Consider the following 10,882-nt stretch of genomic DNA (forward strand, 5'->3'; position numbering starts at 1 on the left):
ATTTTTATCCGTTAGGACAAGACTCCGCTCGTAAGCTGATTCCGCTTCCTCGCAGCGGCCGTCCAACTCCAACAACCTGCCTAAGTTGTTCCAGGGTAAGCGAACTTTGGATCGAGTTCGGCAGACTTACGGTAGGCCGACTCCGCCTCGTCGTAGCGGCCCAGGTGTTTCGTGAGCAGGTTGCCGAGACTATTCCAATGGTGCGCCTTGTCGGGCGCCCGCTCACAGGCCCGGCGCAACGCCGCCTCGGCCCTGGCGCCGGCCGCTGGGAGGTGATCCAGAACGAAGGCACCGAGTCTGATCGGGGCTTAGGGAATTGCTCCAGGCCAGCCGCTCCAGGTACCCAGGCAGGTCGATTTCGATCCCCGCCGCCACCCGAACTCCCGCCAGCCAGGTGTCCCGCGCCGCTTGCTCCGCGGGCAGGTCGTAGGGCCAATCCCAAGGCGGCAGGTTGATATAGGGGTTCGCGATGGGCACCAGTGCGCCCCCATCAGCAGCGGTCTGATCGCGCTGGGCGGGTTCTTGCTCGGGCGCCGTCGCCGGCAACAGCCGCAGTGCCCGACCCCGCGCCTCCGCCAGCATCGCGTCCTTGATGTCGTCGTTGTCCTCACTTCCATCCAGATCATGCGCAATGGCTCTGACCTCCCGGGCATAGAGCGCCTTCGGATAGTCGAGCAGCACCGGCTGGTCGCTGATGGCGAGCAGCGGGGTGTAGTGCAGGCTGAAGCTCGGCGGTACGGCCTCGCGGCGGCCATAGCTGTCCAGGCGCATGGACTCGCCCAGTTCGCGGTGGGCGCGTTCCAGCGCCGCGAGCACCGCGGCGTCCTCCCCGGCCGGGACCGGCGAGAGGACCAGGGTCAGGTGCAGCGGGAAGGCGCCGATGGGGATGCGCTCGCGTTGCAGCGCCTCGATGGTCAGGCGCAGGCCGCGCAGGTTCTGGTCGTTGAGCCCGCTGACCAGCACCATGCGGTCGGCCAGGTAGCCGAGGCTCAAGTCCACCAGCTCGTTGAAGCCGGTGCGGGCGTCCACCAGCAGCAGGTCGATGGCGCGGCCGGCGCCGGGCTGGCCCGCCGGGATGCGCCACTGTGCCAGATCCTGGCGCAGGTGCCGGGCCAGGGCACGAAAGGCGGTCCGGCCCGGGTCCTCATCCGGGCGGCCCTGGGGGGCGGGGATGGCCTCCAACACGGACGCGCCGCCCGGCGGGACGGGTTGCGTGTAGGCGCCGGAGCCGGCGTCGATCACCAGCACGCGCCCGGTCGTCACCTTGCCCTGGGGCAGCGGCACCGAGCGCAGCAGCAGATGCGGCGGCAGCAGGGCGATCTGCTCCGGTGCGCCGCCCACGGTGCGGACCTGATCGTCGCGGAAGGCGTTGAGCAGGTCGGCCATGCCCAGGCCGCGCCCGCGCGGGTCCAGATAGTCGGCATCGCGCAGCAGCGGGGAATAGCTGAGGCCCGGGGCGGACAGATCCAGATCCATCAGTGCGACCACCCGCCCCTGGGTCGCCCAATGCATCGCCAGGTTGACCAGGAGCGCGGTACGGCCGACGCCGCCGTTGAATGAGAAGAAGCTGATGACCTTCATGCGACGCGTTGCTCCCGGGTGTCACGCCGCTCGATCAGGTCCTTGACGTTGGGCCGCGCGGTCTCGGGCAGGCGCCACTCGTCAAGGCTGCGCTGGTAAAGCAGGCGCTCCGCGTCCGCGTCGGCCCGGTTGCCGACGGCGGAGCGTTCGTCCGCCTTGGCGAGAAACCGGGTGAACTCATCCTGCCAGTCGGGGTTCGCGGTCATCGCCATCCCCAACTCCCAACACTGCCCGAGCCAGCGCCGCCGCAGCACCGGCAGCACGGCGCCGCAGCGGACCGTGACGCGCACGCCCTCGCGCAGCCCGCGGCGGCCGGCCAGTTCGGGGTGGACCTTGAGCAGGGCGCGGAAGGCGAGCAGCAAAAAGGCGAAGCGGTCCTCGCAGGCGGGCGCGCCGGTGGTCACGGCAAGGGTCGCGTCCCACAGGTCCACGACCTTGCCCCGCACGGACTGGTTGAGGTCCCCGCAGCGCGGTGGGGTGACGGCCAGCCACAGGTCGAGCACCCGGGCGGCATGGCGCAGCACCGCGTCGTCCAACTGGATCAGGCTGGTCAGCGGTTTGGGAAAGAAGTCATCGAGCAGACCCCAGAGCCCCCAACGCAGAAAGCGCGCCTGGTCCGGCCGGTTGGCGATTTGTGTGTAGCCCATCAGTGGGCCGAGCAGGTCCAGTACGGCGGTGTCGGGCCGCTCCTGGGCCAGTTGTCCCACCAGCAGCCGGGCGACGGCGGCGCGCAGATAGTCCCGGGCCGGTTCGTCCTCGGCCAACGACTCGTAAAGGTGGTAGATGAGCAGGTTGGCGTCGGGCTCCTCGCGCCCCAGGGGCGGGGAGACGATGTCCCCCACCGGCTCCGGGTTGCCGCTGACGCGCGCCAGGATCAGGGCCTCCAGGGGGTCGGCGCGGCGCTCCCGGACCACGTCCGACAGGTGGCGCAGATAGTCGGTCTGGGCGCTCATGGCACGGCCTTCAGACGGCGCACCGGCAGGGGATTGATGGTGATTTGCGTGTCCTCGCTGCCGACTGATTCATAGTCCTGGGAGCGGGCGACGGTCTCCGGGCGCGGGGTCTGGCCGCGGCCGACCGGGACGGTCCGGCCATAGGGGGCACCGGTGAGTTCGGGGCGAAAGCGCGTCTCCGTGCAGAAACCATCGACCGCCGTCGGCTTGAAGAAAGGGCCGGCGATGGCGTCGCTCGGCAGGATCAGTTCCACCGCGAGCCCGTCGGCCAGCGCACGGTCGATCTCGTGCTGGGGCAGCGCCAATTCTTCCATGTAGCGCTCGGGGTTGAGGCGGCTCGGCGTATCGGTGTCCGCGAAGGTCCACCAGGTGGTGGGGACCGGGCCGGTGCTGCCGTTGAGTCGGGTGGGGGCGCGGCTGAATTCTACACCGCGGGTCTTGCCCAAGACACACGTACCTTCATGTCGGCCAGCACGCCCTCGATGGCGCGCAACTGGTCCGGCGTCTCCTCGAAGGCGAAGACATCGGCGAAAGCGGCGTATTCCTGCCCCGTCGCGGGGAAGGTGACGCTCTCGCGGGCGGCGCGCCGGGGACAGTGATGCTGATCGCGTCCCGCCCGCTCAGAAAGGACGCCCAGCCGTCGCACTGGCGGATGCTGAAGCCGTGCCGACCTTGATCATCGTTCCGGCCAGCGACGGCCTGTCCGCAACTGGAGGTCGAGGCTTTAGCCGGTGGAGATTCCCGAGATCTCAAAGAACATCAGTGGTGCCTGCGCGCCGGACCGGCTAGAGCCTCGACCTCCAGTCGCCGGAACGATGACCAAGGCCGCCATGCCGTATGATTGCGAAGACCCGACACGAGTCTGGATTGGAGCCATGAGAGCCACCCAACGCCTTCGCCAAGGGGGCCATCGGCGGCCCTTGGGAGGGCGAGTTACCGCGGTACGCCTGGTATAAATCGGGTGGCACCGTTTACGAGGCCCGTTTGGTCAACCGCGTGCAGGGTACCTATAAAGGCTATTGTCTGCTGCCGGACGAGTGGCCCAAAGGACATGCGCAAGAACTGGAGGTCCAGGTCGCGCTTATCGATGATGCCGGAGCACTGCTGCGCCGCTCCCCCGGCCCATTCGACGGTCTCGTCGCGCTGCGTGGGCGCACGGAAAAGATCGATCCGCACCGGACTCCCTGGGAGCAGGGCTACCAGGTCGCGCGGACCCTCAGGCACAGGCTCGGCCTCGGTGCCGATCCGCTGAACAGCGATGCGGCCTTGGCGGAAGCCTTTGCCATTCCCTCGCTTGACTGTGTGTAATCGTTCAGACGCTTCACGTCACGTCTCGCGCGTTCGCAGGTGTTCTCAGAAACCTAGGGTCTTGGTGCACTATGTTGCCACGATCGCTCGTCAATGTCTCGCAGATCGATGCGCTGAGGTGGGGGGGGGTCTGAACGAGTACATCCAATCGACTATAGCGCAGCGCTGAGCGCGCCGACAGGGCAGCCGAACGAGTACATCCAATCGACTATAGCGCAGCGCTGAGCGCGCCGACAGGGCAGCCGAACGAGTATATGGTCGCGTCGATTGATTGTGTTCAGGGGGGTGATGCGAACCCACTGCGTGGAATCATCCTCAGTGGTCTTCGAAAGGACGATACTGAATGAGTGTTCAGTGCTATCCGTCGTACAAGAACGCTGTCTTGGACCCACGGGACGCTGGAGCGTCCGCGCTTGCTCCCACGCTGGAGCGCTGGAGCGTGGGAGCGAGCGAACGTCACGCCCGTGGCGCCGACCCGCCGCCCGCGCTGTCCAACGCTCCATCAGTCTGCCTGAGGGGACCGGTGAATTCGCCACCAGTGTCAGGCACGAACCGCATCGTTCGCGATTCGGCGGTCCGAAGCAGTCGCCGCCCGGATTCATGCGTCGGCCGTCCCAACAAGAACGACGGCCGATGAATCGCACCCGGAACACCCACACAGCACACAGGAGATACCCCGCATGACCGACCGTCACCCACCGCGCCCCGCCGCCCTGGCCGCCCGACTGGCCGCACTGCTGTTATTGGTCACAGCGTTCCTCGCCGGGGCGGTCGCGCCGCTGGACTACCCGCAGGCGGTCGGGATCATGAAACGCGAGCAGACCGCGGGCGAGTCCGGGGCCGGGCTGCTCAAGACCTTCGGCAAGAGTGATGAGGGCACCTTCGCCCAGGGCATCCAGCTTTATGCCGCGGCCCAGGCGGACTTCAATGCGTTGATCGAGCGCCTGAAGGTGGGGTTGATCGCCGATGCGCGGTTGCCGGATTCGCCGGATCTGACGCGGAGTCTGGTTTCGGCCTCCGACAAACGGGTCGCCTTCACGGATTTCGTTGACCAGCGGGTGCTGCCCAAGGCCGGTCCGCCCGGGACCCGCTCGCTGGCCGCATTCATGGGTGGCGGTGCGCTGGTGGGGAGCGCGGTAGATCTGACCGGCATCCTCAAGGACGCAACGCTCGAAGTCTGGAAAGCGTACCGGGCGGCCGACCAGGAGCATCGGACCCAAATCCTGTAGCAGCTCGACGGGCTCAAATGGCGGCCGTTCGGGGAGGTGCCGGCCTTGGGTTGATCCGCACTCAAGACCCCGGAAACGAAAAACGCCAACTTCGCGGGTTGGCGTTTTTGTTTGCTTTTTATGGTGCCCAGGGGCGGAATCGAACCACCGACACGGGGATTTTCAGTCCCCAAAAGACCCCTTTTTTGACGTTTATCCGGGTTCATCCGCGTACTAAGTCGCTGTTTCTTCGTAATCCGGTGTCCTGGTGAATGTCGGCGAATGTGCTAGTATTCGGATCATTCCGACCCAATTCCGACCCAGCCCGGAGGCCCTATGTCCAAGGCCAGACTCACAGATTCCCGAATCGCCGCGTTCATTCCGACCCAAGGCGAGTGGTTGCAGGACACCGAGACCCACCTTGCCGTGCGCGTCCGCCCGTCCGGCTCCAAAACCTTCGTGTTCCGCTCTGCCCTCAACTATCGGGACATCCGGATCACCATCGGCGAGGTCGGCGCCGTCGCCCTCCCGGACGCACGGACCAAGGCGCAGTTGTGGCAAGGCTGGATCGAGGACGGGCGGGACCCGCGGGAGGTTCTACGGCAGCAAACCGCGGACCGCATCGCCGCTCAGGTCGCCCTGGTGACCGCCGCTCAGGTCGCCGACCGGGAAGCGCACCGCCGTGAAGCGCCGGCCCTGGAAGCGTGGGACGCCTATGTTGCGGCCCGGCGCCCGAAGTGGGGGGCGCACATGATCCGTGACCACGAGCGCGTGAGTCGAGCAGGAGGGGCACCCTACACCCGTGGTCCGCGCCCAACCGGAGACGATACCAAGCAGTTCGGCATCCTGCGTCCGTTGCTGCTGCTGCCGCTGGCCCAGATCGACGGCGAACGGGTGCGCGCCTGGCTGGCCGAGGAGGCGGTCCGCCGTCCGACTCATGCCGCCCTTGCGTTCCGGCTGCTGCGGGGCTTCCTCAACTGGTGCGCGTCCCATCCCGAGTTCAGGGACATGATCTGCGCCGACGCTTGCACCGCCCGCTCAGTGCGCGACGAGATCCCCAAGCGGCGGGTCAAGGACGACTGTCTACAGCGCGAGCAACTGCGCGCCTGGTTCACGAAGGTCCGGGCGATTCCAAATCCGGTCATTTCGGCATTCCTGCAAACGGCGTTACTGGTGGGCGCTCGCCGTGAGGAAGTGGCGGGGCTGCGCTGGGTCGATGTGCAATTCCAGTGGAACACGATCCACCTAAACGACAAGGTGGACGGCGAGCGCGTCATTCCCCTGACCCCCTATGTCGCGTCCCTGCTGGCGGCCCTGCCGCATCGCAACGAGTGGGTGTTCAGTAGTCCCGCCGCCGCGTCTGGACGCCTGCAAGAGCCGAGCATCCAGCACCGCCGCGCCGCCCTGGCCGCGGGGGTTGAAGGTCTGACACTGCACGGCCTGCGCCGCAGCTTCGCCACCCTCAGTGAGTGGGTTGAGGTCCCGGTAGGGATCGTCGCGCAGATCATGGGCCACAAGCCGAGCGCGACCGCCGAGAAGCATTACCGCCGCCGCCCCGTGGACCTGCTGCGCCTGTGGCACACCAAGATTGAAGATTGGATTCTCACCGAGGCCGGTATCGAGCAACCGGCCGTGGGGGGAACCGTCCAAGCCTTGCGCCGCGTCAGTTGAGGTCCGCGGATGATCCTGCATACCACCGACGTCACCCCCTTACCCGGCTACCGGCTGGCCCTGCGCTTCAATACCGGCGAGTCCGGCATCGTGGACCTGTCCGGCGAACTGGCCGGCGAGGTCTTCGCACCGCTGCGGGACCCCGCCCGGTTCGCCAGCGCCTACCAGCACCCGGTCATGAACACGGTCGCTTGGGACAACGGGGCGGACCTGGCGCCTGAATTCCTCATGGACCTGCTGCGCGAACAAGCCACCAAGGCCGCGTAGCGCCTGACCTGTTACGGCCGCGCCTACCCCGACGGGGGGAACACCGGGCACCTTCACCCGGTTGGCGCGGCCCCTGCTTGAAGGCCCTGCGCTGGAAGGTGCGCTATGAATGTTATCGTCCTGATTCCGGACCACGGGCGGCTGCGGGAGGCAATCCCGGTGCGAGCCCTGCCTCGCGTAGCACCTGATCGCCTTTACGCTGAGCGGATCGCCCGCGAACTGACACAGCTAAACCAATGCTACGGCAGTAGGATATTGCTCCATGTGCAATCCTATCAACTCACCGAAGATGGCAAGATCATCGAGGTCTTGCCCGTTCAATGGCTCCGCGTACTAACGGATGTACTGGCGCTGTCGCAGGAGCTAGACGACCCTCAGCACCCGCGTCTCTTTGATAAATCGGGATTGGCTATTCCCGACCCGCAGAGGGATAGCAATTACGATGATGCAGTATTGGGTCGATTGCCAAAAGGGGTATTCGTCTGGTGGGATGAGTTCGAGCGGGTTTATCTCGAACGCTTAAGTCATTGGCCGGAACAGCAACAAAGAGACGGACAACTTGTCCGCTATCCGCTGATTTCTTCTGAACTGCGCAGTGTCATCATGGAAGGCTTTGAGCGGCTCCTGACAGGCGCCGAGGCATCCGTCGCACCGCCTCTTTGCGCTGAGCCACCTGCACCAAGCGACCAGGAACCGGGTGAGCCGTTGAGTGCTGCGCAAGCCTCCCCGCTGCCCACCGCTCCAGATCATCAGCCACCCGTAACGTCAAACGATAACCTCCCTCTACCGGGCTCTGGCCCCGAGCCCCGCCGCAGGAAACTTCAGCGGATTCTTGCTGCGCTGCAAACGGTTGATTGCGAGCTTGATCTAACGGCGATGCCCGGCGTGAGGAATGACCTACTGCAGATGTGCAAAACGCTTGACGGCCCGAACTTCGACGTCGAGTTGGGTACGTTCAAGGGCAACATTAAGGGATGGCTCAAGTTCCGCTCAGGCGCGAAGTCGAGCAATTACTATCAGGATCGCATCGAGCAGGTACGCGAAGAACTAGGGTGAAGCTGGGATGTCTTCGTAATTTTTTTAGCGCAGCAAGTTATTGATTCGATTAAGAGCACTCTAGGGTAAGACTGGGGTGATTACGTGGCACCCCAGTTTCACCCCAATTCCGCCGCCGAATAGACCCGTATACCGTGAGCGTCACCGAGCGATGGCCGTCGCCATTGCCGGCCCCGAAAGGAGCCTGACGCCATGCCTACCACGCCCCTCCCCGCCAGCACCCCGCCGCGCGGCTATACCACCGACCAGGCCGCGAGCATCCTGCTGGCGCGGCCCAATACCCTACGTGTCGCGCTCTGCGAGCGCGGTGAGTATCTGGGCGTCCGCCCGGTCAAACTGCCTAACCGCCGCCTGGTCTGGCCCGCGGATCAAGTAGACGCCGTTGCGCGCGGCGAGTCGCCCCCGCCCGCACCGCCCACCCGTCCCACCCGCGCCCGCCGCACGGCTCAGCCTGCGGCCGGGGGTGCGGTATGACCGCCCACGCTTGGCCCCGTATCCCCTGGTACCGCCGCACCCTGGTGCGGGTCCGCCGCTGGGTGTGCGCCAGGGTGTGCCGGGGATTCGATCCTGTGGCGAGCGCCATCGTGGATGCATTGACGATCGAGGTCGAGGCCCTGCGGGTCGAGGTCGAGGCCCTGCGCCAGGGGGGTAGGTCATGACCACCATGATCGACATCGCCGCCAGTCATCGCGAGCGCATCGGATGCTCGCAGATCGCCCCGGCACTCGGACTGTCGCAATACGGCACCCGATACCAGCTATGGCAGCAATACACCGGACGGGCGGAGCGGCCCGACATTAGCGGTTACCTGCGCGTCAAGATCGGGGAGCCGATGGAGCCGGTCCTGATGCCACTCGCGGCCGAGCGGCTGGGGCGCGCATTGCGCCGCGATCGGCGCGAATACCTGCACCCAGACTTACCGCTGATCGGGCACGTCGATTATCGCGCCGAGCGGCTGCGCGGCGAGACAGTGCGCCCAATAGTCGATATGAAAACGTCACTCGGATTCGGCGCCCGGCATCGCTTCGGCGAGGACGGCACCGACGAAGTGGACGATGGCGTGTTGCTGCAAATGCAAGGGTACCTGCTGCTGACCGGCGCGCAGATCGCCTATGTCGTGGCCCTAGTGCCCGGTCCGGAATTGAAGATCTATACGATCCAGGCCGACCCGGAACTGCACCGCCTGATCGAGACGGGCATCGCGGAGTTTTGGCAGTGCGTTCAATCCGACACCCCGCCCGATCCGCATTCGGAGGTTGAGGCCCGCCAACGATGGGCACGACATACAGCCGGCAAGATCATTGAGGCCGACTCAGCCCTCTATGACGACGTGCGCGAGTTGCACCAGATCAAGGGCCAACTCAAGGCGCTTGAGGACGCCGAAAAGGCGATCCGTGACCGCCTCATTCCGGCCATTGGCGACGCGGACGCGATGAGCTACGACGGGCGGCAAATCCTCACCTTCCGTGCGAACAAGGACAGCCCTAAGACCGATTGGCGCGCGGTTGCGACCAGCCTCAACGCGCCGAATGAACTGATCCAAGCCCACACCACCAGCGCCCCCGGCCCCCGCGTGCTGCGCCTGACCAAGGAGATCCCTGCATGACGACGGACCTACAGACTGAGGTTGTCACCGCCTTGCCCAGCGTCACCACGCAAGGCTTGATCTTCGATCCGACAACGATCCGGGCCATGCAGTCAATGGCTGAGGCCATGGCCGGTGCGCGGATCGCCATTCCAAAGCACTTGGTCGGGAGTCCTGGAGATTGCCTCGCCATCGTCATGCAAGCCGCGCAATGGCAGATGAACCCCTTTGCGGTCGCCCAGAAAACCCACGTAGTCAACGGCTCGCTCGGGTATGAAGCCCAGTTGGTCAACGCCGTGGTCAGTTCATCGCCGCTGCTGGCCTCGCGGATCAGCTACGCATGGGAAGGCGCTTGGGCAGGCATCAGCGGCAAAACCGATCGGTCCGAGGATCGCGCCTGCACCGTGTCAGCGACACTGCGCGGGGAGTCCGCGCCGCGCGTCCTGCGGGTGTCTATGGCCCAGGTCGGGGATGTGCGCAACTCACCCCTCTGGGGAGCGGACCCACGTCAGCAACTGGCCTACCTGGCGACTAAGCGATGGGCGCGGCTGCACGCTCCCGATGCGCTGCTGGGGGTCTACTCGGTGGACGAGCTGCACGACGCCGAGGAACGCCACATGGGCGCCGCCGATGTGGTGGAACCGCCCGCCCCATCAGGCAGTCGTGCATCCGCGATCAAGGCACGGCTGCGCCAACGTACCAGCGCCCCCGCGGCACAGCCCCAGGATGAGCCGGCTACGGACCTGGCCGAGGTCCTGCGCCTCATTGATGAAGCGCAGGACGCCCACGGACTTCAGTCCGCTGCGGCATTGGCCGCGACGCTGACCGACCCCGGAGCCAAAACCGAGGCCCGCGCCGCCTTTGCTGCCCGCCGCGATGCGCTCAACGCTGCCGAGAGCGTTTCGCGCGAAACGCCCGCCGACGCTGCCACCCCGCCGCCAGCCTGGCCGCAACCCGACCCCGAGACCGGCGAGTTGCGCGACGCGCGCGGGTGTCCGTGGATCGAGGGGGCGCACTCAGTGGGCCGGACCTGCACCGATGATGGAGTATGGCGCCGCCGTCGCGGGGCAGACCCGGAGGTCATCGAGCGGCTGGAGCGCGCCGCCTTGGCCGCCGCTGGCGCCGCGGCCGAGGCGCCGCCGGCGGCGCTCGACGCTGGGCCGGAGCCTGACGCCGACGCATGGTCGGAGGGGGTCATCTGATGGCCGCCGCCACACATGAAAACGGCCCGTCCGGGAGGGGTCCGGACGAGC

14 protein-coding genes and 1 tRNA gene are annotated in these 10,882 nt (G+C 66.3%); 9 read left to right on the forward strand and 6 right to left on the reverse strand.

What is annotated here, in order from left to right; genetic code table 11:
• Positions 1-80: 80 nt before the first annotated feature.
• Genes QZY03_RS32225 through QZY03_RS21550 form a run of 5 tightly spaced genes read right to left on the reverse strand, consistent with a single transcriptional unit; the run spans position 81 to position 3,180 of the window.
• On the reverse strand, positions 81-239 hold the full coding sequence (locus QZY03_RS32225; protein WP_363168965.1) for a tetratricopeptide repeat protein: 159 nt from the start codon (positions 237-239) through the stop codon (positions 81-83).
• Positions 223-1,581 carry a hypothetical protein gene (locus QZY03_RS21535; protein ID WP_295584458.1) on the reverse strand — a complete coding sequence of 453 codons (1,359 nt, stop codon included), beginning with the start codon at positions 1,579-1,581 and terminating at the stop codon, positions 223-225. Before QZY03_RS21535 ends, QZY03_RS32225 begins: the two co-directional genes overlap by 17 nt.
• Entirely contained in the window at positions 1,578-2,534 is a 957-nt protein-coding gene (locus tag QZY03_RS21540; RefSeq protein ID WP_295584459.1) for a hypothetical protein, read from the reverse strand. Before QZY03_RS21540 ends, QZY03_RS21535 begins: the two co-directional genes overlap by 4 nt.
• Entirely contained in the window at positions 2,531-2,980 is a 450-nt protein-coding gene (locus tag QZY03_RS21545) for a hypothetical protein (protein WP_295584460.1), read from the reverse strand. The genes QZY03_RS21540 and QZY03_RS21545 overlap by 4 nt, the downstream gene beginning before the upstream one ends.
• Positions 2,959-3,180: a hypothetical protein gene (locus tag QZY03_RS21550; RefSeq protein WP_295584461.1), complete on the reverse strand. Its 222-nt coding sequence runs from the start codon at positions 3,178-3,180 to the stop codon at positions 2,959-2,961. Before QZY03_RS21550 ends, QZY03_RS21545 begins: the two co-directional genes overlap by 22 nt.
• Before the next feature lie 338 nt (positions 3,181-3,518).
• Between QZY03_RS21550 and QZY03_RS21555 the strand changes: the two genes are divergently transcribed.
• Together QZY03_RS21555 and QZY03_RS21560 are read left to right on the forward strand one after the other, a co-directional pair.
• The gene (locus QZY03_RS21555; protein WP_295584462.1) at positions 3,519-3,842 is read left to right on the forward strand and encodes a hypothetical protein; all 324 of its coding nucleotides are present in this window, start codon (positions 3,519-3,521) and stop codon (positions 3,840-3,842) included.
• Between the two features lie 680 nt (positions 3,843-4,522).
• Positions 4,523-5,071: a hypothetical protein gene (locus tag QZY03_RS21560; protein ID WP_295584464.1), complete on the forward strand. Its 549-nt coding sequence runs from the start codon at positions 4,523-4,525 to the stop codon at positions 5,069-5,071.
• Between the two features lie 121 nt (positions 5,072-5,192).
• On the opposite strand, the gene QZY03_RS21565 is transcribed toward QZY03_RS21560, so the two are convergent.
• Positions 5,193-5,258 (reverse strand) — tRNA-Phe (locus QZY03_RS21565).
• Between the two features lie 128 nt (positions 5,259-5,386).
• Here QZY03_RS21565 and QZY03_RS21570 point away from each other — a divergent pair.
• The 7 genes from QZY03_RS21570 to QZY03_RS21600 all read left to right on the forward strand — a co-directional run bounded on the left by QZY03_RS21570 (position 5,387) and on the right by QZY03_RS21600 (position 10,831).
• Entirely contained in the window at positions 5,387-6,721 is a 1,335-nt protein-coding gene (locus QZY03_RS21570; RefSeq protein WP_295584466.1) for an integrase family protein, read from the forward strand.
• Positions 6,722-6,730: 9 nt separating this feature from the next.
• Complete coding sequence (locus QZY03_RS21575) at positions 6,731-6,988, forward strand: DUF2442 domain-containing protein (protein ID WP_295584468.1); 258 nt, start codon at positions 6,731-6,733, stop codon at positions 6,986-6,988.
• Positions 6,989-7,093: 105 nt separating this feature from the next.
• A complete protein-coding gene (locus QZY03_RS21580) occupies positions 7,094-8,044 on the forward strand; it encodes a hypothetical protein (protein ID WP_295584470.1) in 951 nt (316 codons plus the stop codon).
• A 192-nt stretch (positions 8,045-8,236) separates the two neighbouring features.
• Positions 8,237-8,518 carry a hypothetical protein gene (locus QZY03_RS21585; RefSeq protein ID WP_295584472.1) on the forward strand — a complete coding sequence of 94 codons (282 nt, stop codon included), beginning with the start codon at positions 8,237-8,239 and terminating at the stop codon, positions 8,516-8,518.
• Positions 8,515-8,703 (forward strand): hypothetical protein, encoded by a 189-nt coding sequence (locus QZY03_RS21590; RefSeq protein WP_295584474.1) that lies wholly within the window; start codon positions 8,515-8,517, stop codon positions 8,701-8,703. The genes QZY03_RS21585 and QZY03_RS21590 overlap by 4 nt, the downstream gene beginning before the upstream one ends.
• Complete coding sequence (locus QZY03_RS21595) at positions 8,700-9,650, forward strand: YqaJ viral recombinase family protein (RefSeq protein ID WP_295584476.1); 951 nt, start codon at positions 8,700-8,702, stop codon at positions 9,648-9,650. Before QZY03_RS21590 ends, QZY03_RS21595 begins: the two co-directional genes overlap by 4 nt.
• Entirely contained in the window at positions 9,647-10,831 is a 1,185-nt protein-coding gene (locus QZY03_RS21600) for a RecT family recombinase (protein WP_295584477.1), read from the forward strand. Before QZY03_RS21595 ends, QZY03_RS21600 begins: the two co-directional genes overlap by 4 nt.
• Positions 10,832-10,882: the final 51 nt, after the last annotated feature.

Source organism: uncultured Lamprocystis sp., assembly GCF_903933125.1.
Lineage (GTDB): Bacteria > Pseudomonadota > Gammaproteobacteria > Chromatiales > Chromatiaceae > Thiodictyon.